Annotated in this window: 26 protein-coding genes; 22 read left to right on the forward strand and 4 right to left on the reverse strand. The window is 62.4% G+C overall.

The window, feature by feature from the left end:
* Positions 1–17: 17 nt before the first annotated feature.
* Both PMI07_RS31765 and PMI07_RS31770 read left to right on the forward strand, forming a co-directional pair.
* The gene (locus PMI07_RS31765) at positions 18–758 is read left to right on the forward strand and encodes an SDR family NAD(P)-dependent oxidoreductase (RefSeq protein ID WP_007758004.1); all 741 of its coding nucleotides are present in this window, start codon (positions 18–20) and stop codon (positions 756–758) included.
* Between the two features lie 103 nt (positions 759–861).
* On the forward strand, positions 862–1,080 hold the full coding sequence (locus PMI07_RS31770; RefSeq protein ID WP_007758003.1) for a hypothetical protein: 219 nt from the start codon (positions 862–864) through the stop codon (positions 1,078–1,080).
* A 201-nt stretch (positions 1,081–1,281) separates the two neighbouring features.
* Here PMI07_RS31770 and pyrE read toward each other — a convergent pair whose 3' ends face one another.
* Positions 1,282–1,797: an orotate phosphoribosyltransferase gene (gene pyrE / locus PMI07_RS31775; RefSeq protein WP_007758002.1), complete on the reverse strand. Its 516-nt coding sequence runs from the start codon at positions 1,795–1,797 to the stop codon at positions 1,282–1,284.
* A gap of 231 nt (positions 1,798–2,028) precedes the next feature.
* Here pyrE and PMI07_RS31780 point away from each other — a divergent pair, with 231 nt between their 5' ends.
* The 12 genes from PMI07_RS31780 to PMI07_RS35500 all read left to right on the forward strand — a co-directional run bounded on the left by PMI07_RS31780 (position 2,029) and on the right by PMI07_RS35500 (position 11,086).
* Complete coding sequence (locus PMI07_RS31780; protein ID WP_007758001.1) at positions 2,029–2,409, forward strand: hypothetical protein; 381 nt, start codon at positions 2,029–2,031, stop codon at positions 2,407–2,409.
* A gap of 215 nt (positions 2,410–2,624) precedes the next feature.
* Positions 2,625–4,010, forward strand: a complete 1,386-nt coding sequence (gene cysS, locus PMI07_RS31785; protein ID WP_024164345.1) for a cysteine--tRNA ligase — start codon at positions 2,625–2,627, stop codon at positions 4,008–4,010.
* A gap of 34 nt (positions 4,011–4,044) precedes the next feature.
* The gene (locus PMI07_RS31790) at positions 4,045–4,431 is read left to right on the forward strand and encodes a VOC family protein (protein ID WP_024164346.1); all 387 of its coding nucleotides are present in this window, start codon (positions 4,045–4,047) and stop codon (positions 4,429–4,431) included.
* A gap of 63 nt (positions 4,432–4,494) precedes the next feature.
* Positions 4,495–4,734, forward strand: coding sequence for an AbrB/MazE/SpoVT family DNA-binding domain-containing protein (locus PMI07_RS31795; protein WP_007775698.1), 240 nt, complete (start codon positions 4,495–4,497; stop codon positions 4,732–4,734).
* Positions 4,731–5,150, forward strand: a complete 420-nt coding sequence (locus PMI07_RS31800; protein ID WP_007775701.1) for a type II toxin-antitoxin system VapC family toxin — start codon at positions 4,731–4,733, stop codon at positions 5,148–5,150. The genes PMI07_RS31795 and PMI07_RS31800 overlap by 4 nt, the downstream gene beginning before the upstream one ends.
* Complete coding sequence (locus tag PMI07_RS31805; RefSeq protein ID WP_007775702.1) at positions 5,147–5,644, forward strand: GFA family protein; 498 nt, start codon at positions 5,147–5,149, stop codon at positions 5,642–5,644. Before PMI07_RS31800 ends, PMI07_RS31805 begins: the two co-directional genes overlap by 4 nt.
* Positions 5,641–6,138 (forward strand): GFA family protein, encoded by a 498-nt coding sequence (locus PMI07_RS31810; RefSeq protein WP_007775705.1) that lies wholly within the window; start codon positions 5,641–5,643, stop codon positions 6,136–6,138. The genes PMI07_RS31805 and PMI07_RS31810 overlap by 4 nt, the downstream gene beginning before the upstream one ends.
* Positions 6,135–6,611, forward strand: a complete 477-nt coding sequence (locus PMI07_RS31815) for a GFA family protein (protein WP_007775706.1) — start codon at positions 6,135–6,137, stop codon at positions 6,609–6,611. Before PMI07_RS31810 ends, PMI07_RS31815 begins: the two co-directional genes overlap by 4 nt.
* Positions 6,608–7,567, forward strand: coding sequence for a prolyl aminopeptidase (gene pip / locus PMI07_RS31820; RefSeq protein ID WP_007775708.1), 960 nt, complete (start codon positions 6,608–6,610; stop codon positions 7,565–7,567). Before PMI07_RS31815 ends, pip begins: the two co-directional genes overlap by 4 nt.
* A gap of 241 nt (positions 7,568–7,808) precedes the next feature.
* Complete coding sequence (cimA, locus tag PMI07_RS31830) at positions 7,809–9,425, forward strand: citramalate synthase (RefSeq protein ID WP_007775711.1); 1,617 nt, start codon at positions 7,809–7,811, stop codon at positions 9,423–9,425.
* 247 nt (positions 9,426–9,672) lie between these two features.
* Positions 9,673–10,695 (forward strand): ribosome small subunit-dependent GTPase A, encoded by a 1,023-nt coding sequence (gene rsgA, locus PMI07_RS31835; RefSeq protein ID WP_037088849.1) that lies wholly within the window; start codon positions 9,673–9,675, stop codon positions 10,693–10,695.
* A 232-nt stretch (positions 10,696–10,927) separates the two neighbouring features.
* The gene (locus tag PMI07_RS35500; protein ID WP_007775716.1) at positions 10,928–11,086 is read left to right on the forward strand and encodes a hypothetical protein; all 159 of its coding nucleotides are present in this window, start codon (positions 10,928–10,930) and stop codon (positions 11,084–11,086) included.
* 155 nt (positions 11,087–11,241) lie between these two features.
* On the opposite strand, the gene PMI07_RS31840 is transcribed toward PMI07_RS35500, so the two are convergent.
* Positions 11,242–11,931, reverse strand: a complete 690-nt coding sequence (locus PMI07_RS31840) for a pentapeptide repeat-containing protein (protein WP_007775717.1) — start codon at positions 11,929–11,931, stop codon at positions 11,242–11,244.
* Between the two features lie 162 nt (positions 11,932–12,093).
* Between PMI07_RS31840 and PMI07_RS31845 the strand changes: the two genes are divergently transcribed.
* Entirely contained in the window at positions 12,094–12,768 is a 675-nt protein-coding gene (locus PMI07_RS31845) for a DUF5343 domain-containing protein (protein ID WP_007775721.1), read from the forward strand.
* Entirely contained in the window at positions 12,765–13,241 is a 477-nt protein-coding gene (locus PMI07_RS31850) for a TIGR02391 family protein (protein WP_007775723.1), read from the forward strand. Before PMI07_RS31845 ends, PMI07_RS31850 begins: the two co-directional genes overlap by 4 nt.
* Before the next feature lie 89 nt (positions 13,242–13,330).
* Here the strand turns inward: PMI07_RS31850 and PMI07_RS31855 are convergent, their stop codons facing one another.
* Positions 13,331–14,203: a methyltransferase domain-containing protein gene (locus PMI07_RS31855; RefSeq protein WP_007775726.1), complete on the reverse strand. Its 873-nt coding sequence runs from the start codon at positions 14,201–14,203 to the stop codon at positions 13,331–13,333.
* 154 nt (positions 14,204–14,357) lie between these two features.
* On the opposite strand from PMI07_RS31855, the gene rarD reads away from it, so the two are divergent.
* The gene (gene rarD, locus PMI07_RS31860) at positions 14,358–15,272 is read left to right on the forward strand and encodes an EamA family transporter RarD (protein ID WP_007775729.1); all 915 of its coding nucleotides are present in this window, start codon (positions 14,358–14,360) and stop codon (positions 15,270–15,272) included.
* 20 nt (positions 15,273–15,292) lie between these two features.
* The gene (locus tag PMI07_RS31865; protein WP_007775731.1) at positions 15,293–15,622 is read left to right on the forward strand and encodes a DHCW motif cupin fold protein; all 330 of its coding nucleotides are present in this window, start codon (positions 15,293–15,295) and stop codon (positions 15,620–15,622) included.
* Positions 15,623–15,633: 11 nt separating this feature from the next.
* On the opposite strand, the gene PMI07_RS31870 is transcribed toward PMI07_RS31865, so the two are convergent.
* Positions 15,634–16,263, reverse strand: coding sequence for a TIGR00730 family Rossman fold protein (locus PMI07_RS31870; protein ID WP_037088770.1), 630 nt, complete (start codon positions 16,261–16,263; stop codon positions 15,634–15,636).
* A gap of 145 nt (positions 16,264–16,408) precedes the next feature.
* Here PMI07_RS31870 and PMI07_RS31875 point away from each other — a divergent pair, with 145 nt between their 5' ends.
* The 4 genes from PMI07_RS31875 (at position 16,409) to PMI07_RS35215 (ending at position 22,371) form a co-directional block, all read left to right on the forward strand.
* Positions 16,409–18,235: a LysM peptidoglycan-binding domain-containing protein gene (locus PMI07_RS31875; protein ID WP_024164347.1), complete on the forward strand. Its 1,827-nt coding sequence runs from the start codon at positions 16,409–16,411 to the stop codon at positions 18,233–18,235.
* 928 nt (positions 18,236–19,163) lie between these two features.
* Positions 19,164–19,850 (forward strand): hypothetical protein, encoded by a 687-nt coding sequence (locus PMI07_RS31885; protein WP_007775689.1) that lies wholly within the window; start codon positions 19,164–19,166, stop codon positions 19,848–19,850.
* Between the two features lie 350 nt (positions 19,851–20,200).
* Positions 20,201–22,090 carry an ABC transporter ATP-binding protein/permease gene (locus PMI07_RS31890; RefSeq protein WP_007759307.1) on the forward strand — a complete coding sequence of 630 codons (1,890 nt, stop codon included), beginning with the start codon at positions 20,201–20,203 and terminating at the stop codon, positions 22,088–22,090.
* A gap of 140 nt (positions 22,091–22,230) precedes the next feature.
* On the forward strand, positions 22,231–22,371 hold the full coding sequence (locus PMI07_RS35215) for a hypothetical protein (RefSeq protein WP_024164348.1): 141 nt from the start codon (positions 22,231–22,233) through the stop codon (positions 22,369–22,371).
* The last annotated feature ends 46 nt before the right edge of the window (positions 22,372–22,417 follow it).

Below are 22,417 nucleotides of genomic sequence, written 5' to 3' on the forward strand. Positions count from 1 at the left end.
TTTGAGGGCGGAAAATCATGGACATCGATCTGAAGGGCAGGATCGCGCTGGTGACCGGCGCATCGCGGGGCATCGGCTATTTCACGGCGCTGGCGCTCGCGAAAGCCGGCGCTCATGTGATTGCCACCGCCCGCACCGTCGGCGGCCTGGAAGATCTCGATGATGCGATCAAGGCGGCCGGCGGCACCGCCACTCTGGTCCCCTTCGACATCACCGACATGACCGCGATCGACAAGCTCGGCGCCTCGATCTTCGAGCGCTGGGGGAAGCTCGACATCCTCGTGGCGAATGCCGGCATTCTCGGCGTCATCTCGCCGCTCGGCCATATCGAGGCAAAAGTGTTCGAGAAGGTGATGCTGACCAATGTCACCGCCACCTGGCGGCTGATCCGCTCGGTGGAACCGCTGCTGACCAAATCCGATGCCGGCCGCGCGCTGATCATGTCGTCGGGCGTCGCCTCCAAGGCGCCGGCCTTCTGGGGCGCCTATTCGATCTCCAAAGCGGCGGTCGAGAACATGGCCCGCATCTGGGCCGCCGAGACCAACCACACGCCGCTCAAGGTCAACATCGTCAATCCCGGCGCCACCCGCACCGCCATGCGCGCCCAGGCGGTGCCCGGCGAAGATCCGGAAACCCTGCCGCATCCGTCGGAAGTCGCCGAAAAGATCCTCTTCCTCGCCTCCCCCGATCTTCAGGATACCGGGCGCCTGTTCGTGGTGCGTGACAACACGTTCGTGGATTTCCGCGCGCCGGAATAAAAGCGACCCCTTGCCGCATGGGCGCACTTGCATTTGACATTGGTCAATTCTGGGGGTCGATAGGAAACCGCCCCAGAACGGCCGCCGCAATGCAAGGACGTCCATGCAACCGCACCTTACCGAAGAGCAAAGAGAACAGGCGACGGCAACCGCCAATCTGGTCGCAGCAGCGATGGCCCGCCTTCACCGCGAGCATGGCGAAGCGGCCGTCATGGAAGCGATGCGGCTGATCAGTTCCGCCATGACCGACGACGCGCGGCGCAAGTCCATCGCCCAGGCCCTGCTCGACAACAGCAATCCGCCAACCGACGAAGGCCGCTGATGCGGCCGCATCCATCAGAAGTGGCGGAAAAGATCCTCCTCCTTGCATCCCTGGATGCTTGCCGTTGGCGGCTGGAAACCTGGCGATCAGCTTCGGCAATCCCGGCTGCAGCTTCGGCGACCGCCCATATCCGCGAATGCCGATATCCGCCACCTGGGAGCAACCGCTCAACGCCTCTCCGCAAGCGAATCTTCGGTCCTCTCAGGTGAGGTCAGCGAAATCCAGCGCCGGAAGCACCAGCAGGTCCGGCAGCACAGCAATCAAAGGCTTGCCTTCGCCTCGCCAAATAGCGCAGACGACGGCTTCAACATCTGCGCCGGCGGAGCGCACCTGGCTCGCAGCTTCTGCAACGGCTCCGCCGGTCGTTATAACATCCTCGACGAGTAGGACTTTCCGGCCCTCTATCTGCACGCCTTCGACGGCTTTGCAGGTTCCGTATTCCTTCGCCTGCTTGCGCACGAACACCAGTGGCAAATCGCTTTCCAGCGACATGGCCGTGGCGATCGGGATGCCGCCCAGTTCCAGCCCGGCGAGAATTTCGGTACCTGTCGGAACCAGATCCAGCATGCGCCGGGCGATGCGGCGCAGCAGTGCCGGGTCGGACTCAAATCGGTATTTGTCGAAATAGCGAGTGGAGTTTTGCCCAGACCGAAGTCGAAAGGTCCCATGCAGAAGTGCGGCGGCAACGATGTCGGCGCCCAGCGATTCCTTGCTCATAGATTTTCTCCTATGATCTGCTCTGGGTCGGGTGCCATAGTCGATGATTGTTACAGCTATAATGTCGCCGCTGAAAATTCTCGAGAAGACCGGAGGCTGGTGCGAGCTTGCAACCCTGCCCTCCTCCTCCGAATTGCCATGACCTCTACCCCATGGATAAGAATCGATTTCCCGCTATGCTGCGGGGCCTGCGATAGGGCGCAGGAACTTCATATTTCGGGGGAAAATCGGATGAGAAACATCGCTTTCTACTTCTTCGGTGCAGCCGTGCTCTGTGTGACCATCGGTATGTTCTGGGGCATTCACATGGCTATTTCAGGCGACCACCTGATGGCGCCGGCGCATGCGCATCTGAACCTGGTCGGCTGGACGACGATGGGGCTTTTCGGCCTCTATTACACCGTGACGCCGTCGGCGGCCGACACCCTGCTGTCGAAGGTCCATCTCGGCTTTGCGGTTCTCGGCGTGCTCTGTATCGTGCCGGGCATCGCCATGGCGGTGTCCTCGGGCGGCGAGGCACTTGCCGCGATCGGCTCGATCCTTACCGTCATCTCGATGCTGATCTTCCTGTTCACCGTCGCCAGGAACGGTATCGGCAGCAAGACGGCGTAAGGCCAGTTTCAGCCGTCCGGTGCGGGTAAAGCCACTTGACCAAACGGCTTGCCCGCGCCATAAACCTGCGCATGAAAACGGCGATTTCCATTTGTGGGATCATTATCCGCTAGCGTTCGCGCTGGCCCGGCCGTTTTCGTCTCTCGAAAAGCCTTGAAGACAAACGACCCGGTCCTGCCGGCCGCTCGCCGTGGGAGACTTTGGGGAGATTTTCGATGAGCACCACGCTCAGGCTCTACAATACGCTGACCCGTGAAAAGACGGCGTTCGCACCGATCGACCCGCAGAACGTGCGCATGTATGTCTGCGGCCCGACGGTCTATGACTATGCCCATATCGGCAATGCCCGACCGGCTATCGTCTTCGACGTGTTGTTCCGTCTGCTCCGCCATGTCTATGGCGAGGCCCACGTCACCTATGCTCGAAACATCACCGACGTCGACGACAAGATCAACGCGCGGGCGCTGCGCGACCATCCCGGCCTGCCGCTCAACGAGGCGATCCGCGCTGTCACGGAAAAGACCGAGACGCAGTTCCACGAAGACGTGGCGGCGCTCGGCTGCCTGGAGCCGACCGTCGAGCCGCGGGCGACCGACAACATTGCCGAGATGATCGAGATCATCGGCAGGCTGATCGGCAACGGCCATGCCTATGTGGCATCCGGCGAAGTGCTGTTCCACACCAAGTCGATGCGTGACTACGGCCAGCTTTCCAAGCGCCCGCTCGACGAGCAGCAGGCCGGGGCCCGCGTCGCGGTCGATGCGCACAAGAAGAACCCCGGCGATTTCGTGCTGTGGAAACTCTCCTCCCACAACGAACCAGGCTGGGAAAGCCCCTGGGGCCGCGGCCGTCCGGGCTGGCATATCGAGTGCTCGGCGATGAGCCGGCGTTACCTCGGCGAGGTGTTCGACATTCATGGCGGCGGGCTCGACCTGATCTTCCCGCACCACGAGAACGAGATCGCCCAGTCGCGCTGCGCCCATGGCACGGATGTGATGGCGAATGTCTGGATGCATAACGGCTTCGTGCAGGTCGAAGGCCGCAAGATGTCGAAGTCCGAGGGCAATTTCGTCACCATCCACGATCTGCTGCACACCGAAAAATTCGGCGGCCGCCAATGGCCGGGCGAGGTGCTGCGGCTTGCGATGCTGATGACCCACTACCGCGAGCCGATCGACTTTTCGGTGAAGCGGCTGGAAGAGGCCGAACGCCTCATCGCCAAGTGGCCGGCGGCGGAAGCCTCCGGCGCGCTCCCCTGCGATACGGTGATGAACGCGCTTGCCGACGACCTCAACACGGTCGCTGCCGTGCAGGCGCTTCACGCGCTGGCGCAGGAGGCTCACGGCGATCCAGATGCGCTTGCGGTGTTTGCCGCAAGTGCTGCCCTTCTCGGCGTGCTTCCGGAGAAGACCGAGGTGGACGAGGCGTTGGCGTCTGCCGTCGACGCGCTGGTCGCCATGCGGCTCGAAATGCTGAAGGCGAAAAATTTCGCCGAGGCCGACAAGATCCGCAACGAACTGGCCGACAAAGGAATCCAGCTGAAGGACGGCAAGGACCCGGCAACGGGCGAGAGGGTGACGACCTGGGAGGTGAAGCGGTAAGCTTCACCTCTCCGATAAAGGCGAGGAGCAGGCGATGATCGATCACATGGGCATCAAGGTCGCGGATTTCGACCGCGCCCGAGCATTCTACGACGCAGCCTTGGCGCCGCTCGGCGCCTCGCTGCTCTACATGGTGCCCGCCGAATATACGGGTGGCGTCAAGGTTGGCGGCTATGGGCGCGAGAGGCCGGTCTACTGGCTGCATGAGGACAAGCCGGCAGGCGGCCATTCGCAGCATATCGCATTTACCGCCAACAACCGCGCCGAGGTGGACGCCTTCTACGCGGCGGCGATGGCCGCCGGCGGAACCGACAACGGCCCGCCCGGTCTGCGCGTCCACTACCATCCGAATTATTACGGCGCCTTCGTCTTTGACCCCGACGGCAACAATATCGAGGCGGTGTGCCACGCGCCGGAATAAAGGTTCGGTTGTTCCGGGCGGCCAACAGGCATATGCTTACGGCATAGGCCAAGGAGAATGAACATGGGTGCAGAGCGTCATGTGAAGCTGTTCCGCAACGGCCGCAACCAAGCGGTCCGTATTCCTGTGGAATTCGAAATGCCCGGTGACGAGGCGATCATGCGTAAGGAGGGCGATCGGCTGGTCATTGAGCCGGTGAGAAAAACCGACCTTCTTGAATGGCTGGCAACAATCGGACCGTGGGAAGGAGAATTCCCCGAGCTCGACATCGATGAACCTCTGCCACGGGACTTCGATCTGTGACCGATCATACGTTCATGCTCGACACCAATATCCTGTCGGATCTCGTTCGAAATCCGCGTGGTCGCGTGCAGCAGAAAATCCGGCGACATGGCATCAATGCCGTCTGCATGAGCGCAATTGCGGTCTCGGAGATAAGATTTGGACTCGCAAAGAGACGTTCCGAGGAGTTTTCCGATCGAGTCGAGGCTGCGCTGAGCCGTATCGCTCTTCTGGATTATGGAGATGACGCTACATTCGCCTATGCATCAATTCGCGATGATTTGCAAAGTCGCGGTACGGCCATAGGAACGACGGATCTGTTTATCGCCGCGCATGCCAAGTCCCTGGATCTCACACTTGTCACCAACAATATCCGCGAGTTCTCGCGGGTCGATGGATTGAAGGTGGAAAACTGGCTTGAGGAGGACAGCCCATGACCCAGATCCACACCGGCGGCTGCCAGTGCGGCGCTGTGCGATACCGGGCGGAAGGAGCCCTCGGGTTTCCGCATCTGTGCCATTGCCGCATGTGCCAGAAGGCGGCCGGCAATTATTTCATGCCGCTCGGCGGGGTGATGTACGAAAACTTCAAGCTGACGCGCGGCGAGCCCGCCTGGTTCCAGTCGTCGGAAACCGTACGCCGCGGCTTCTGCGAAAAATGCGGCACGCCGCTCTTCTATGACGGATCGAGCGACCATATCAGCATCACGCTCGGTTCCCTCGACGACCCGCAATCGGTAAGGCCGGCACTGCAGACCAATCTTGCCCACAAGATGTCCTGGTTCGGCGAACTCGACCGCCTGCATCACGATCTGAAGATGGACATGACCGAGGACGAGGAAAAGACGGTCCTGGCCAGCAGCAACCAGCATCCCGATCACGACACCGAGGTCTTGCCGCGCCGGAACGGGCAAGCGGAGGGCCGGTCATGAACGATGTCGCACGGACCGGTGGCTGCCAGTGCGGGGCGATCCGCTTCCGGCTTTCGGGGGACGCGCCGGATGCCTCGATCTGCCACTGCCGCATGTGCCAGAAGGCGTTCGGCGCCTATTATGCGCCGCTGGTGGCGGCCGGCGAGGCGGAACTGACGTGGACGCGGGGCGAGCTCAAATATTTCCACTCGTCGAACCATGTGCGGCGCGGCTTTTGCGAAAACTGCGGCACACCGATGACCTACGAGGCGGCCGATGGGGTCGCCATTTCGGCGGGCAGTTTCGACGAGCCGGGCCTGCTGCCACCGGTCGTGCAGTTCGGCGTCGAAGCCAAGATCGGCTTCGTCGACCGCCTGCATGAACTTCCCGAACGGGATACGATGGACGACGTCGCGTCGGCGCCGTTCCTCGACGACATCGTCTCCTACCAGCATCCCGACCACGACACAGATACCTGGCCGCCGGAAAACAGTCCCAAGGAGGACCGCGAATGACCGAAACTTTGAGAACAGGCGGCTGCCAGTGCGGCGCCGTGCGCTTCCGGATCCACGGCGAACTCGGCCGCGCCTCGATCTGCCATTGCCGCATGTGCCAGAAGGCCTTCGGCGGCTTTTTCGGGCCACTCGTCTCGACCCCGAAGGACGGAGTCGAATGGACCCGCGGCGAGCCGAAATATTTCCAGTCTTCGGTGAATATCGACCGCGGCTTCTGCGAAAATTGCGGCACACCGCTCACCTACCGTTATCCCGGCGGGCTGGAACTGGCGATCGGCGCCTTCGACGACCGCGGCGACCTCGCCCCGAAGATCCAGGTGAACTATGCCTCGCATATCCCGTGGGTGACGACGATCTTCGACCAGCCGGTGCGCGACAGCGGCGAGGACGCCGTCAAGCAGGAGCAGATCATCTCCTTCCAGCATCCCGATCACGATACCGAAAACTGGCCGGCGAAAGGGCTGCATCTGTGACCGAAGTTCTGCGCACGCTCTATCCCGAAATCGAACCCTACCAGACCGGCACGTTGGATGTCGGCGACGGCCATGTTCTTTCCTGGGAACGGGTCGGCACGCCGGGCGCCAAGCCTGCCGTCTTCCTGCATGGCGGCCCCGGCGGCGGCATCAATCCGAACCAGCGGCGGCTGTTCGATCCGTCGCTTTACGACGTGCTGCTGTTCGACCAGCGCGGCTGCGGCAAGTCCACGCCGCATGCGAGCCTGGACGCCAACACCACCTGGCACCTGGTCTCCGACATCGAGCGGCTCAGGCAGATGGTCGGCGTCGAAAAATGGCAGGTCTTCGGCGGCTCCTGGGGTTCGACGCTGGCGCTCGCCTATGCGGAAACCCATCCCGAGCGCGTCAGCGAACTTCTGGTGCGCGGCATCTACACCGTGACGCGGCCGGAGCTCGACTGGTACTACCAGTTCGGCGTCTCGGAAATGTTCCCGGACAAGTGGGAGGCCTTCATCGCCCCCATTCCCGAAAACGAACGCCACGAGATGATGGCCGCCTATCACCGCCGGCTGACCGGTCCCGACAGGGCCGAGCAGATCCGCTGCGCCAAGGCCTGGAGCGTCTGGGAAGGCTCGACCATCACGCTTCTGCCGAACCCTGAACTGGCCTCGGACCATGACGACGACCATTTCGCGCTCGCCTTCTCGCGCATCGAGAACCACTTCTTCATGAATGCCGGCTGGCTGGAAGACGGGCAGCTCCTGCGCGACGCGGTGAAGCTCAAGGGCATTCCGGGCGTCATCGTGCACGGCCGCTACGACATGCCCTGCCCGCTGAAATATGCCTGGCAGCTTTCAAAGGTCTGGACGGACGCAGATTTCCACATCATCGAAGGTGCGGGGCATGCGGTCTCGGAACCCGGGATTACCGACCAGCTGATCCGCGCGACGGACCGGTTTGCGGGGAAGGTTTGACCGTGGAGTTCGTGGCCACCCCCCTCTGCCCTGCCGGGCATCTCCCCCTCAAGGGGGGAGATCGAAGGAGGCACGGCCTTCCCCAAGCAATGACCGCAAGAGACGGCCGCGGCAATCCTAAATCTGTCTTGCGGGCGAGGCATCGCTCCTGTCCGATCTCCCCCCTTGAGGGGGAGATGCCCGGCAGGGCAGAGGGGGGTGATGCCGCCAACAGCATAATCTTGCTCCAGGAGGAGCACCCATGACACGTGAACGCATCTATCTCTTCGACACCACGCTGCGCGATGGCCAGCAGACGCCTGGCGTCGATTTTTCCGTCGAGGACAAGATCGCCATTTCCAACCTGCTGGACGAATTCGGCCTCGATTACGTCGAAGGCGGTTATCCCGGCGCCAACCCGACCGACACCGCTTTTTTCTCGCAGAAGCGCACCGCGAAGTCGAAATTCGTCGCCTTCGGCATGACCAAGCGGGCCGGCATTTCCGCCTCCAACGATCCGGGCCTGGCCGTGCTGCTGCAGGCCAAGAGCGATGCTACCTGTTTCGTCGCCAAGAGCTGGGATTATCACGTGCGCGTCGCGCTCGGCTGTTCGAACGAGGAGAACCTTGAATCCATCCGCGACAGTGTCGAGGCCGCCCGCGGCGCTGCTAAGGAAGCGCTGGTCGACTGCGAGCATTTCTTCGACGGCTACAAGGCGAACCCCGAATATGCGCTCGCCTGCGCTAGGACTGCCTATGAGGCCGGCGCACGCTGGGTGGTGCTCTGCGACACCAATGGCGGCACCCAGCCGGGCGAGATCCGCGCCATCGTCGAGGCAGTCATCGCGTCCGGCATTCCGGGCACCTCGCTCGGTATCCATGCCCATGACGACACCGGCCAGGCAGTCGCCAATTCGCTCGCCGCGATCGAGGCGGGCTGTCGGCAGATCCAGGGCACGTTGAACGGCATCGGCGAACGCTGCGGCAACGCCAATCTCGTGACGATCATCGCGACGCTTGCCCTGAAGGACGCTTACATCAGCCGGTTCGAGACGGCGATCGATGCGGAGCGGCTGACCGGCCTCACCCGCCTCAGCCACGCCTTCGACGAGCTCTTGAACCGCTCCCCGAACCACCAGGCGCCTTACGTCGGCGCGTCCGCTTTCGCCACCAAGGCCGGCATCCATGCCTCGGCGCTCTTGAAAGACCCGCGCACCTACGAACACGTAACGCCGGAAAGTGTCGGCAACCTGCGCAAGGTCATGGTGTCCGACCAGGGTGGCAAGTCGAACTTCATCAACGCGCTGAAGCGCCGCGGCATCGAGGTCGGCAAGGACGATCCGAGGCTCGACCAGCTGATCTCGATCGTCAAGGAACGCGAGGCGACCGGCTATGCCTATGAAGGCGCCGACGCGAGCTTTGAACTGCTCGCCCGTCGCACGCTCGGCACCATTCCGGAGTTCTTCTCGGTCGAAGGTTTTCGGGTGATGGTCGAGCGCCGGTTCGACAGCCACGGCCGCATCAAAATCGTCTCGGAAGCGGTGGTCAAACTCGTCGTCGACGGCCAGACGCTGATGTCGGTCGCCGAGGGCGACGGCCCGGTCAACGCGCTCGACCGGGCGCTCCGCAAGGATTTCGGCAAATACCAGCACGAGATCGACGACCTGGTTCTCGCCGACTTCAAGGTGCGTATCCTCAACGGCGGCACCGAGGCGATCACCCGCGTGCTGATCGAATCCACCGATGGCGACGGCGTGCGCTGGTGGACGGTCGGCGTTTCGGAAAACATCATCGACGCCTCGTTCCAGGCGCTGATGGATTCGGTCATCTACAAGCTGATGAAGAACCGGCAACTGGCGGGGAAGATCGCGGCGGAGTGAGGGCTCGTAAAACACCGCAGCCCGATCGGCGTGGCCCGACCGTCATATGCTGCGCGGGTTGATCGTTTCCTCGACTTCGGCGGCATGCTGGTTTAATGCTCCGACGTAACAACGAATGGTCAGAGGTTTTGGTCAAGCCAGGAGCCGGCACCTTTGCACCCGATCTGCGGCTCTTCCCCGGATGAGCGCAATCTCAACCTGCGGAGAGCTCATCCATGACGGTGTCACCGAATTTTCGTATCAAACCTTGACCGGCTCCAACCCGCCCTCATCGCTTGAACGGCTTGGCTGGTCCGATTTCTTTGCGGATCAGCTCGAGCCGGGCGAAACGGAACTTCTGCCCTGGCGCATTGCCTCGGTTCACCGGGCGCGCATCGACGCGATCGATGTCAGCGGACCGGTCGGGATCGAGCTTCCTCCCAATGCCAATACCGCGGAGTTTGCGGTGGGCGACTGGGTTCTGGCCGATCCCCTGACGGGCATGTTCGTGCGCCGCCTCGACCGAAAGACCGTGTTTCAACGGCGGAACGAAGGCGGACACGGCCAGCAGCTTGCCGCGGCCAATGTCGATACCCTGTTCATCGTCACCTCCTGCAATGCCGATTTCAACCCCGGACGGCTGGAGCGCTACCTGATCATGGCCAACCAGGCCGGCACCAATCCGGTGATCGTGCTGACCAAGGCCGACACGGTCGAAGATGCCAGCCTGTTCGAACAACAGGCCAAGGCGCTGCAGCGCGACCTGCCGGTGGTTGTCCTCAATGCGCGGTCCGAAGATGCCGTTTCGCTGCTGAAGCCGTGGTGCGACGTCGGGCAGACGGTGGCCCTGGTCGGCTCCTCCGGCGTCGGCAAGTCGACGCTGGTCAACACCCTGGCCGGGCCTGCGTCCGCCACGCTGCAGAAGACCGGCAGCATCCGCGAACATGATGCCAAGGGTCGCCACACCACGACAGGACGATCGCTGCATGCCATTGCCGGCGGCGGCTGGGTGATCGACACGCCGGGGATCAGAACGCTCTATGTCAGCGATGTTACCGACGGCATCGATACGCTGTTTGCGGAAATCACCGATCTGGCGCCGCTTTGCCGGTTTCGCGATTGCACCCATGCCCACGAACCGGGATGCGCCGTGCAGGCGGCCGTCGCCAGTGGCGAACTTGCCGCCGATCGCCTGGAACGCTGGCGCAGCCTGCTTGCGGAAAACCGCGACAGAACGCCGGTGTTGAGCGGTCCAAAGGGCAACAAGATCGTCCGCAAGAAGAAATACTGAGGGACATCGCCCGATATCCTTGCGGCAGGAGGCTGCGGGTGTATATAGCCCCAATCCTCTGGCCCGCTCCCCTGGCCATTGAATATCAGGGGCCTTCATACCCATATAGATGACACATCGAGGCAGCCGCTCGCGGGAATGACGCAGCAGCGCCTGGCAACCAACTCCCTCACTATCCATTCATCCAAGAGGCTTCGGCATCCTGCTGGAGCATCGAGATCGGAGACGTCCCATGTCTGACAAGAAAGCAAACACCTCGGACCAGCCTTACGAACCTATCCCCTTTGCCAAAAAGCATCGCATATCGGTCGAGGATGCCAAGGCTATCATCGAAAAGTACGGCGCAGACCGAAAGTCGGCCGACAAGGAAGCACGGCGCGTCGCCGTTTGACCAAGACCGCGATCGGACCCTGCCCGGCTGCCCGCAGCCTGAGGCCCGAGCGAAAATGAATCCATCGACGATCGACCGATGAAGGCTCGCCATGTGGCAGGTCCTCATCCCACGACGCGGCTGGAGAACCGGAGACTGAAGGATGCCGGACCCGGCTACTGAACCTTCAGTCCCAGTTCCGCCAGGATTTGCCCGGCCTGCTGCCGCGAGATCGTCGCTCCTCTGAACTTCTTGGCATCGATCAGCTTCAAGCCTCCGAGGTCCGCGCCGCGCAGATCCGCGCCTTCGAACCTCGCATCGACGAGGCCCGTGTCGCGCAGGCTGCAGCCATCGAACACGACATCTCGAAAATCGCATTTCGACAGATCGGCCATGCCGAAATCGACCCGCTCGATCCGGGATTTCCGGAACGACAGCGCGGGAAGTCTCGCCTGAGCGAGGATGGTCTCCTTGAACGACAGGCCGAGGGAGGCGATCCGGGTCAGATTGGCACCCGTCAACTTGCAGCCGACGAACTGGGTGTCGTTCATTTTGGCTTCCAGGAAAGCGGCGTTGTTGAAATCGCAATTGCGGAATTCCGCGTCCGCGAGGTTCGCACCTGAAAAATTGGCGAACGGTCCCCGGCATCCCTCGAACTTCGCCCCTTCAAGGTCGGCGGCCCGCAGATTGACGGTCGTCATCCGGCAGTTCCTGAATTCCCAGCGCTGCAGATCGAGCCCGGACAGGTCCGCCTCCTCCAGCGTGCAGCCGTTCAGGACCACCGTGTTTCCGGCGGCCGTAAAGCCAAGCACCTCGGCGCGTCCGATCCGCTGTTCGGAAACCTCGATGGGATCCTGCTCCACCATGACATTCGCCTCTGCTGACAGTTGTTTGCGTGATTGATCAGAGATTCGGGTTGCAAACAACCGGTGGGATGCGACGGTGGAGGCTAGGGGTTCAGCTTGCCACCGTTGACCGCCTAAGCGACTCGGTAGAAGGTTGCCTCAGAAGACAATCGGGGGTTCTAGATGGCATCGCATCCCTACATATCCGGCCCACGCAACATTACGCAGATGATTGGGTTCCTGCGTAAGAACTTCCCGGCCACTGTAACGTCCGACACAGTCAAGAGGCTAGGCCTTGCTTCCAATAACGAGAGCTACGTTATAAATGTACTTCAGTTTCTCGGCCTTATAGATGAACAGGGAAAGAGGACTGTCGAAGGCCACGCCGTGATGACGAAGCATGACGAAGGCGAGTTTCAATCGTCTTTCGAGGCAGTCGTGAAGGCGGCGTATTCTGATCTTTTCGATTTGCGAGCCGACGACGCTTGGTCAATGAATAGGGACCAACTTGTCGGCTTTTTTCGCAGTGTCGACAAGACGAGCGATATTATTGGTGGCAGGCAGGCCGGTGTATTCATGGCTTTGCGAGAGTTGGCTGGTCATCAACCAGAAGAAGTAACGGCAGGAAAGCCAAAGGTAGCCAACGGCGGTAGAACAAAGACGTCAATTAAACGAGCAAAACCTGCGGAACAAACAAAGTCCGACGAGGTAGTGCAGGATGTGTCGCCTCCGCCATCGAAACAGCTAAAAGGTGACATGGCTTTGACTGTACGTATCGAGATCAATTTGCCTGCCGAGGGGACGCAGGAAACTTATGACGCAATTTTTAAAAGCATCAGGGCCAATCTATTCCCATGAGCGACGCGTTTTCGCTTTTCGAACGGATCGCGCGTGGAGCTAGGAATATTGGGCAACCTACAGCCATCGAGAGCCGTGGGGTTCATCCCTTTGATGAGCGTAATATCCATCCCGATATTACCAGCGTATCGTTAAAACTGTTCGATGATGGTCACTACGCACAAGCGACATTCGAGGCGTTCAAATATATCGACAATCAAGTTAAAGCGATTTCTGGAATTGAGGAGACGGGCTTTAGCCTGATGATGAATGCGTTTAACGAAACAATCCCGAAGATTAAGCTCACCGACCTAAAAACTATGAGCGACAAAGACGAGCAGAAGGGTTTCCGATACGTATTCGCTGGTACTATGTCCGGAATTCGGAACCCTCGTGGACACGACAACCGCGTCGATCCAATCGATCTCTGCCTAGATCATCTTTCGGTTGCCTCGGTCCTGCTAAGGACACTTGAGGCTCGCAAAACCCCCTAGTGAGACAACCGTACAGAGGGTGTTATGCTGGGCGCTTATGGCACGAAGCGGAGTATATCTCGGGTCTCGCCTAGATTTCGAAGCCTCCGTCACACCTCCTCGAACGACAGTCCCCAATCCTCCTCGCCGTACCACTCGCCCTCCTGAGGCGGCCGATGCCAACGCAGGCTGCGGACCTGATAGCCTCGGCGCGAGCGGAAGGCTTCGGCGAGGCCCTCGTGGCGGCCCGGCGGAGGTGGCTGCTGGCCTTCGGCCCAGACGAAGGAGACCGGCTGCAGGAATCTGGCACCAAAACCTTTCGCGCGGCGGTCGATCATCAGAAAACCCGCAGAACGGGTGAAACCGCTCGACCGGCCGTGGTCGGTCGCCGGGAAGCCGAGCGGGAAGAGCACCCGGCCGGAAACCGCGAGATTGTCGATCCAGGCGGCCGGCGGGTGGTCGAGCGCGAAATTGGCGTAGATCACGTCCGCATCCTGCTTCGGCCATTCGGTCGCGTCGCCGCGGACGAGCTCGACATTCGCGTAAGCCGCTAGGTTCTGCTGCGCCTTTTCCGCGAGAGCCTCGTCGTATTCGACGGCGATTACCCGGCCGGACGGCCCCACCAGTTCGGCGAGGATCGCCGTGTAATATCCGGTCCCGGCGCCGAGATGGGCGACCGTCTCGCCATCGCGGATGCCGAGCGCGTGCAGGGCACCGGCATGCAGCGACGGCATGCCGTTGTTGACGCCGCGCGCCGTATCCAGCCCGACCAGCACATCCTGGTAGAGCACCAGCGGATCGGTCGAGGCAAGCTCGCGATAATTGCGGAAATCGTTGTAGACCCAGGGCGGCGGGCCGACGAATTGTTCGCGCGGCACCGTGGCGAAAGCGGAAAGAAGCCGGGCGTCCGAACCCACGCCGGCCTTGGCCAGGATCTGGCGGGCGTAGATCTGCCGGTGCGATGGCTGGTTTTCAAGATCCATCCAACTCCTCCATTCTGACAAACAATCACTATCGCGAACCTAACCGACAGAATCGCCACAAGCGATAGGTCCTTCAATGAAATGAATTGGTCCGGCCCGGCCACATCGTCTAGACGGGAGGGATAACCAGAACAGCATACTGGAAACACCTCGCATGGCCATCGATACCGCCCCGGCGGCGACAGTGAAGAACGAGGACACGCCGCGCGGCTTCGCCTTCGGGCTGACGGCCTATTTCCTCTGGGGTTTCCTGCCGTTCTACCTGAAGGCCGTCGCCCATCTTCCCTCGCTCGAAGTGCTGGCCCACCGGGCGCTCTGGTCGGTACCGGTCGCCGGGATCGTTCTCCTGATCCTGCGCCGCACGGGCGATCTCAAGGCGGCGGTGCAGAACCCGCGCATGCTTGCCATGGCATGCCTGACCGCGCTGATCATCATGGCGAACTGGGGCATCTATGTGTGGGCGGTCGCCGCCGGCCGGGCGCTCGATGCGGCGCTCGGTTATTTCATCAATCCGCTGTTCAGCATCTTTCTAGCGGCCGTCCTGCTCAAGGAACGGCTGGCGCCGGTCCAGCTCGCCGCGATCGGCCTTGCGGTGGTCGCGGTGGCGATCCTCACCTATGACGCGGGCGGATTGCCGTGGGTTTCGCTGGCGCTTACCGTCACCTGGGGCTTCTATGCGCTCTTCCGGAAAACCCTGCCGATCGGTCCGAACCAGGGTTTCTTCCTGGAAGTGCTGCTGATCAGCATTCCCAGCCTGCCCTACGTGATCTGGCTGGAATCGACCGGCCAGGGCCATCTGCTCAATTCGACCGGCTGGGACACGTTCATCCTGGCGATCGCCGGCGTCGTCACCGCCGGGCCGCTGATGATCTATGCCAACGGCGCCAAGCTTCTAAAACTCTCGACCATCGGCATCATGCAATATATCGCGCCGACGATGATCTTCCTGATCGCGGTCTTCGTCTTCCACGAGCCGCTCAGCCTGGTGAAGCTCGGGGCCTTTGGGCTGATCTGGCTGGCACTCGCCGTCTACACCTGGTCGATGCTGCAACAGACGCGCGGCCGATAAACCTTTCCCGGAGCACAAGAATGCAGATCAGCGACATTCCGTTCGGCACGACCGACTGGAGCACCGTTCCCAAGACCGAACACAAGGGCGACACGGGGCTCGCGACCTGGCAGACATGCCATTTCGGGAAGATTCGGGTGCGGATGGTCGAATATACGCCCGGTTATCTCGCCGACCACTGGTGCGTCAAAGGCCATATCCTGCTCTGCCTTGCAGGCGAACTGAGGACCGAACTCGCCGACGGCCGGGTCTTCGTGCTGAAGCCCGGCATGAGTTATCAGGTGGCGGATGAGGCCGAGCCCCACCGCTCCTCGACATCCGTCGGCGCAAAACTCTTCATCGTCGACTAAAGCGCCTGATTTCAAAGCCTTGAAATCACAGCCTCCTCGCCGTCCGACGGCGGGTGGTCCTCGCCCTGTTCGAGGATCGCCGGGACGATCTGCTCGACATCGGCGATGACCAGCGGCTGGACCAGATGGGCACGGTGGATGAAACCCTGTTCGCGCATGTGGGTGATGAGGTCGAGCATCGGATCCCAGAAACCGCCGATATTGGCAAATGCCATCGGTTTCTGATGCCGCCCGAGCTGCGCCCAGGTCATGATCTCGACGATCTCCTCCAGCGTGCCGATGCCGCCCGGCAGGGTCACGAAAGCGTCAGCGCGCTCGAACATCTTGTGCTTGCGTGTATGCATGTCCTCGGTCACAATCAGCTCGTCGAGCTGGCCGAGCGAATGGCGCGTGGCCTCCATGTCGACCAGGAATTCGGGAATGATGCCGGTGACCTGACCGCCGTTCGACAGAACGCCGGCCGCGACTGCACCCATGATGCCCTTGGTGCCTCCGCCATAGACAAGCCGAAGCCCATGGGCGGCGATGGATTTTCCGAGCGCACGGCCGGCTGCAATATAGGCGGGATCGCGCCCCGGCTGCGAGCCGCAGTAAACGCAGATGGATCGAATCGGCACAGTTTTCTCCGCAACGCATTTCAAAGGGAGGGCCAAACCGAGGCCCGGTCGTCAAAATTGACGGGAAATGCCCGGAAGAGCAAGGGTTTATCGTGTGAAAAGCTTGTGAATGCGGGAGGAAAAGGTTAATCCGAATATGCGATGGCTATAGCTGTCGGGAGAGGCATTGATGATGAAAAACCGCGCCGGCTGGCTGGCTCTGATCGTACTCGCTATCGCTTCGCTGCTGATGGTGTTCTTTGTGATGCCCGGATTGAACCGGGATTCAAAGCCGATCGGCGACGCGATCAATGCCGCAGGCAATGCCGTCAAGGACGCGGTGACGGAACCCCAGCCGACAGCCAGAGCGCCTGATGCCGCAAAGCCGGCCGACCAGACCGCTGCTGCAGCGCCGCAGCCGGCTGCGCCCCAGACGCCCCAGACTCAGACAACCCCGGCTCAGGCCGCCGCGGCGATGACGCCGCCCTCCTTCGACGTGCTGCGCGTCGAGCCGGACGGTTCGACCGTAATCGCCGGCCGCGCCGCGCCCCATTCCAAGCTCGAAGTCACCGATGGCGCGACGATCGTCGCCAAGGTCGATGTCGGCCCGAGCGGCGATTTCGCCGCCATCCTCGACAAGCCCCTGCCGCCCGGCGACCACCAGCTCGTGCTGAAGGCGACCGGCAAGGACGGCAAGGCCACCGTATCGGAGGAAACCGCGACGGTTTCCGTGCCCACCGACAAGAACGGCAAACTGCTCGCCATGGTCACCAAACCGGGCAAGGCAAGCCGCATCATCGCCACGCCGACCCCGGATGCCGCAACTCTCCCGGCCGCGCCCGCCGCTCCCCAGACTGCAGCAACCTCGCCCGCAACTGCCTCGCCTGCAGCCAATCCGGCCCCGGCCAGCCCCGCTCCGGCACTTGCTGCGCCGTCGCCCGACACGTCGGTCGCTGCGCTTCCGGCGCTGCCGGCCGGCTCGTCCAGTCTTGCAGCGTCTGCACCGGGTATCCAGGTCTCGGCGCCCGCCTCCCCGGCGGCGACATCCGCTGGACCTGAACTGCGCGTCACCGCCGTCGAGATCGAGGGCAACAAGATTTTCGTCGCCGGCAACACCAAGGCCGGTACCGCGCTGCGCGGCCAGGCCGATGGCAAGCCGATCGGCACCGCCCAGGCGGGCCAGGACGGCAGTTTCGTGATCGAAGGCGCGATCGACCTTGCAGTCGGCGACCACCGGATCGGCGTCGAGGCGCTTGGGCCCGGCGGCCAGGTTCTGGTGCGGGTCGAAGTGCCCTTCAACCGCCCGGCCGGTGACCAGGTTGCCGCGGTCGCAGTACCGCAGGCCCCCAATAACGGCATGTCGGCCGCCGATTCGGGCGCCTTCGACAAGCTGCGCAACGAGACGGTGCGCGCCTTCAACCTGCTGCGCGGGCTTTACGACAACGGCCGCGTTCCTTCCGCGGAACAGATGGTTGCCGCCCGCTCCGCCACCTCGATCGCGCTGAAGTCGCTTTCCGAATACCGCCTGCCGGCCGATGCCGCGGCCGCTGCCCGGGTGCTTGCCGAAACCACCGCCCAGAATGCGGCGGCGGCGGTTGCCGCGCTCGACGCGCTTCCCAAGGATGTCGCCGGCGTCGGCGCCGGCTTGAAGCGGATCGGCGACATGATCGCCCGCGCCGTCGGCCCGATCATCGCCCGCGAGCTGCGCGGCATCGAAGTGGCCGCAGCCGCCCCGATGACGGCAACCGATGCCGGCGGCGCCCGCACCATTCAGCAGGAGCCGCTGACTCAGAGCGAACGCAGCTCGGTGATCATCCGCCGCGGCGACACGCTCTGGCAGATCTCCCGCCGCGTCTACGGCCAGGGTGTGCGCTACACGACGATCTACCTCGCCAACGAGGACCAGATCCGCAACCCCGACGTCATCCAGCCCGGCCAGATCTTTGGCGTGCCGGACGAGGCCCGACCGGACGCGGAAGAACTCCACCGCCAGCGGATGCAGCACCGCCGGTCGTAAGGGCCGTAAGGCGTTGGATTGGCTTGCTGGGTGGTGCAGAAAAACCCCTCCCGGCCTGCCGGCCACCCTCCCCACAAGGGGGAGGGAGATATGCCGCGCGCTCACCGATCCCTCTGATGAACTCCGATATTTCCGATGGCACGGGCAGTGGTATCTTCGATGTGTGAGGATGCCGGCAAGCCTATGATCAAGGCTGACGATTTGGCGTAGACATCACGGCTGGGTCTCCCTCCCCCTTGTGGGGAGGGTGGCCGGCAGGCCGGGAGGGGTCTTTGCCGGGGATAATTTTATTTGATTGGAAAAACCAGGCCAACCTCATCAATCCCTTACCCACATTCGCTTCCCCGCTCATCCCCGCCTCCCAAACCCGCCCCATAATCACCTCCGTCATCGGATCGGAAACCGGGTTCGCGAACCGGCATCCTCGTCCCAGGTTTTCGGACCCCGGTTTCCGGTGATGGCTGCGGCGGTGGAGAGACGAGGGCTCGGAAATCCTCGAAAGACCATCGAAACGGCCGGGGCAGGCGGAAAGCCTGAATACCCAATACCCTGAAATACCCGCCTGCCCCATTCCCAAACCAGAACCGCGCCGGACAAGACGTTCCGTGCGGCCAAAGGTGCTTGCTGTCCGAAATCGCCGTCAGCCGGGGGCTGACGGGCGCTGCCAGCGGCGGCGGCGCCGGGCCTCACTGAGTCGCGCTGCCAGCGCACAGTCAGCCCGTCAGCCCGGGCTTTTCAGTCCTCACAATGCCGCCGCACCACCGCCATATCCCCGGAATCACCCGGAAATGCGCCTTTCGACACCGGGGGCCGCGACGATGCCGTTCCGGCCAGCTTCACGCAGGTTACGGGGAGAATAACCTCGGTCATCAGGCGGTATGTTCCATATTATCTCCACTGACCCATGCCGCGCGGACAGGAGAAGACAATGGTTTCCAGCATTCATTCCGTTCGGATCTGGTCCTCCCAGGTAGCCCTCAACGCATTCAAGGATGTCTCCGACAACAAGACCTCCGACAGCTCGGCGTCCGGCACCTCGTCCTCATCATCGTCGCTTGCCGACATGCTGTTCTCCAGCAGCAGCGGCGGTGAAGACGATTACGAGGATGAAAAGCTCTCCGCGCTGATCGCCTCGCTGCAGCGGACGATGAACGGCACCGTCCCGGACGACACGGCCGGCGACGGATCGGTCGGCGACATGTCCAGCAAGGCGTTCATGAAGGCGCTCCAGGAAAAGCTGGACGCGCTGAAGGCCAACCCAGACAGCAAGGCAATGGCCGAGGCGATGCAGAAGGCGCTTGACGCCGGCACGCTGACAGTGACCGACGCGGTCGCCGGCGACCAGATCACCGCCTGGGATATTGCCGACGGCACCCAGACGTCGACCGGCGTCACCTCCGTCGACACGTCCGACTGGACCCAGTTCCTGAAGGACCGCCTGACCCGCGACGAAAGCGGCAAGTTCGTGCGCAATGCCGATGGCAGCTATATCGAGAAGGCGACCGGCAACAGCTCCTACTTTGGCATGGTCGGCGAGGCCTATTACTACATTTCCTGGGCAGCGACCAAGACGGCAGCCGGAACCACGGCCGCCTCCTCCACCGACACCAAGTAATCATCGCCGGCGGCGGGCGAACAACATCGCGCCCTCGCCTCCCGCCGCCGCTCCGGCCTTGAAGTTTCACGAAACCGTCATTGCAACATTCTTCGCCGGACCTTATGTGCGGGAGGCGTTTTGACGCGCCCGTCCCAGGGTAACCGCATATGGGACTGCCCCTCATCCGGCTGCCGCCACCTTCCCTCCGTCACGACGGGGAAAGGGCGCGGGCCGCGGGCTTCAACCCTCGCACCGCCTGCGAGGGGCTCTGGAGAACGAGTTGAGACCTATGGCTCAGCTTCCGCACCGGCTGGGATTGGGGGGCAATTCCATATGCGATTATCCCCGCGCCCGCTCCGGAGATATCGATGGCGAATACCAAGAAGACCATTTCGGCGGATGCCAGCAATCCGTTCGGCACGCTCGTCAACCTGTGGCCGTATATGTGGCCGGAGGGGCGTGCCGACCTGAAGGCCCGCGTCGTCTGGGCGACCTTCTATCTCTTCATCGCCAAGTTCGTGCTGCTGACCGTGCCCTATTTCTTCAAATGGGCGACGGACGCGCTGAACGGCAAGCTGGACATGGCGGGTCTTTTGCCCGCCTTCCTGCTCGGCGCCGTGGTGCTGGTCATCGCGCTCAATTTCACCCGCATCCTGCAGGTCGGGCTGAACCAGCTGCGCGACGCGCTTTTTGCGTCTGTCGGGCAATATGCGGTGCGCCAGCTCGCCTACCGCACCTTCGTGCACATGCACCAGCTGTCGCTGCGTTTTCATCTCGAGCGCAAGACCGGTGGCCTGTCTCGGATCATCGAGCGCGGCACCAAGGGCATCGAGACGATCGTCCGCTTCACCATTCTCAACACCGTGCCGACACTGCTCGAATTCCTGCTGACGGCCGTTATCTTCTGGGTCAGCTACGGCTTCTGGTATGTCGCGGTGACGGCCGTCACGGTGGCGCTCTACATCTGGTTCACGGTCAAGGCCAGCGACTGGCGCATCGCCATCCGCCGCTCGATGAACGACAGCGACACCGACGCCAATACCAAGGCGATCGATTCGCTCCTCAATTTCGAGACGGTCAAATATTTCGGCAACGAGGAGATGGAGGCCAAGCGCTTCGACTCGTCTATGGCCCGTTACGAGAAGGCAGCGACCGACGTCTGGACCTCGCTCGGCTGGCTGAACTTCGGCCAGGGCGTGATCTTCGGCCTCGGCACGACGGTCATGATGGTGATGTCGGCGCTTGCCGTACAGCGCGGCGAGCAGACGATCGGCGATTTCGTGTTCGTCAACGCGCTGCTGCTGCAGCTTTCCGTACCGCTCAACTTCATCGGTTTCGTCTACCGCGAAATCCGCCAGGGCCTGACTGATATCGAGCAGATGTTCGAGCTGCTCGAAGTGGAGCCGGAGGTCGTCGACCGGCCGGATGCGAAGCCCCTCGACATCGCGCAAGGCACGATCTCCTTCAGGGACGTGCATTTTTCCTATGACGCGGCCCGGCCGATCCTGAAGGGCGTCTCCTTCGACGTGCCGGCCGGCAAGACGGTGGCGATCGTCGGGCCGTCGGGCGCCGGCAAGTCGACCATCTCGCGTCTGCTCTACCGGTTCTACGACATCCAGGGCGGCTCGATCACCATCGACGGTCAGGACGTGCGCGACATCACGCAGCATTCGCTGCGCGCGGCGATCGGCATGGTGCCGCAGGATACCGTGCTGTTCAACGACACGATCGCCTACAACATCCGCTACGGCCGGCCTTCGGCCAGCGAGGAAGAGGTGCTGGCCGCCGCCGAAGTGGCGCAGATCGGCCATTTCATCAGCGCCCTGCCGGAGGGTTTCGACACCAAGGTCGGCGAACGGGGCCTCAAGCTTTCGGGCGGCGAGAAGCAGCGCGTGGCGATCGCCCGCACGGTGCTGAAGGCGCCGCCGATCCTCATTCTCGACGAGGCGACCTCGGCGCTCGACACCACGACCGAACACGAGATCCAGTCGGCGCTCGACGTGGTCTCCAGGAACCGCACGACGCTCGTTATCGCCCACCGGCTTTCGACCGTGATCGGTGCCGACGAGATCATCGTGCTGCGCGACGGACGGATCGCCGAGCGCGGCACGCACAATGCGCTGCTCGAACAGAACGGGCTTTACGCCTCGATGTGGAACCGCCAGCGCGAGGCGGTGCAGGCCGAAGAGCAACTCCGCAAGGTGCGCGAGGAGGACGACCTCGGCGTCGTGCTGCGCGGCGTTCCGGCGGCGGAATAATGGTTTGGGCAGTAGGCAGTAGGCAGTAGGCAGTAGGCAGTAGAGGCAGGAAGCCGATATGCGAGCAACGCTCCACTACTACTGGCTACTGGCTACTGGCTACTGGCTATTGCCTAACCCCTAATCACGGACCGGAAACGATGAAACGCTACCTCACCCCCCGCATGCTCATCCTCGGCAGCATTGCCATCGCCTATATGCTGGTGCTGGTCTTCTTCGGCTCGCCGCTGCTCGCCTTCACCACCTGGATGGGCTGGGTCGATCCGCAGGCGGCGCGGTAAGCGGACGCACTGTTCACAGGGCGGCGACTGTTCGTATCGCGGTTGA

Source organism: Rhizobium sp. CF080, from assembly GCF_000282095.2.
Classification (GTDB): domain Bacteria; phylum Pseudomonadota; class Alphaproteobacteria; order Rhizobiales; family Rhizobiaceae; genus Neorhizobium.

Bases quoted from the DNA above. Each gene is read 5' to 3' on its own strand.
- PMI07_RS31795 (WP_007775698.1), top strand. From the start codon at position 4,495: ATGGGTGCAGAGCGTCATGTGAAGCTGTTCCGCAACGGCCGCAACCAA.
- cysS (WP_024164345.1), top strand. From the start codon at position 2,625: ATGAGCACCACGCTCAGGCTCTACAATACGCTGACCCGTGAAAAGACG.
- cimA (WP_007775711.1), top strand. From the start codon at position 7,809: ATGACACGTGAACGCATCTATCTCTTCGACACCACGCTGCGCGATGGC.
- PMI07_RS31805 (WP_007775702.1), top strand. From the start codon at position 5,147: ATGACCCAGATCCACACCGGCGGCTGCCAGTGCGGCGCTGTGCGATAC.
- PMI07_RS35500 (WP_007775716.1), top strand. From the start codon at position 10,928: ATGTCTGACAAGAAAGCAAACACCTCGGACCAGCCTTACGAACCTATC.
- PMI07_RS31845 (WP_007775721.1), top strand. From the start codon at position 12,094: ATGGCATCGCATCCCTACATATCCGGCCCACGCAACATTACGCAGATG.
- PMI07_RS31790 (WP_024164346.1), top strand. From the start codon at position 4,045: ATGATCGATCACATGGGCATCAAGGTCGCGGATTTCGACCGCGCCCGA.
- PMI07_RS31840 (WP_007775717.1), bottom strand. From the start codon at position 11,931: ATGGTGGAGCAGGATCCCATCGAGGTTTCCGAACAGCGGATCGGACGC.
- PMI07_RS31815 (WP_007775706.1), top strand. From the start codon at position 6,135: ATGACCGAAACTTTGAGAACAGGCGGCTGCCAGTGCGGCGCCGTGCGC.
- PMI07_RS31770 (WP_007758003.1), top strand. From the start codon at position 862: ATGCAACCGCACCTTACCGAAGAGCAAAGAGAACAGGCGACGGCAACC.
- PMI07_RS31850 (WP_007775723.1), top strand. From the start codon at position 12,765: ATGAGCGACGCGTTTTCGCTTTTCGAACGGATCGCGCGTGGAGCTAGG.
- PMI07_RS31875 (WP_024164347.1), top strand. From the start codon at position 16,409: ATGATGAAAAACCGCGCCGGCTGGCTGGCTCTGATCGTACTCGCTATC.
- PMI07_RS31780 (WP_007758001.1), top strand. From the start codon at position 2,029: ATGAGAAACATCGCTTTCTACTTCTTCGGTGCAGCCGTGCTCTGTGTG.
- PMI07_RS31855 (WP_007775726.1), bottom strand. From the start codon at position 14,203: ATGGATCTTGAAAACCAGCCATCGCACCGGCAGATCTACGCCCGCCAG.
- PMI07_RS35215 (WP_024164348.1), top strand. From the start codon at position 22,231: ATGAAACGCTACCTCACCCCCCGCATGCTCATCCTCGGCAGCATTGCC.
- PMI07_RS31865 (WP_007775731.1), top strand. From the start codon at position 15,293: ATGCAGATCAGCGACATTCCGTTCGGCACGACCGACTGGAGCACCGTT.
- pyrE (WP_007758002.1), bottom strand. From the start codon at position 1,797: ATGAGCAAGGAATCGCTGGGCGCCGACATCGTTGCCGCCGCACTTCTG.
- PMI07_RS31810 (WP_007775705.1), top strand. From the start codon at position 5,641: ATGAACGATGTCGCACGGACCGGTGGCTGCCAGTGCGGGGCGATCCGC.
- PMI07_RS31885 (WP_007775689.1), top strand. From the start codon at position 19,164: ATGGTTTCCAGCATTCATTCCGTTCGGATCTGGTCCTCCCAGGTAGCC.
- PMI07_RS31765 (WP_007758004.1), top strand. From the start codon at position 18: ATGGACATCGATCTGAAGGGCAGGATCGCGCTGGTGACCGGCGCATCG.
- PMI07_RS31890 (WP_007759307.1), top strand. From the start codon at position 20,201: ATGGCGAATACCAAGAAGACCATTTCGGCGGATGCCAGCAATCCGTTC.
- rarD (WP_007775729.1), top strand. From the start codon at position 14,358: ATGGCCATCGATACCGCCCCGGCGGCGACAGTGAAGAACGAGGACACG.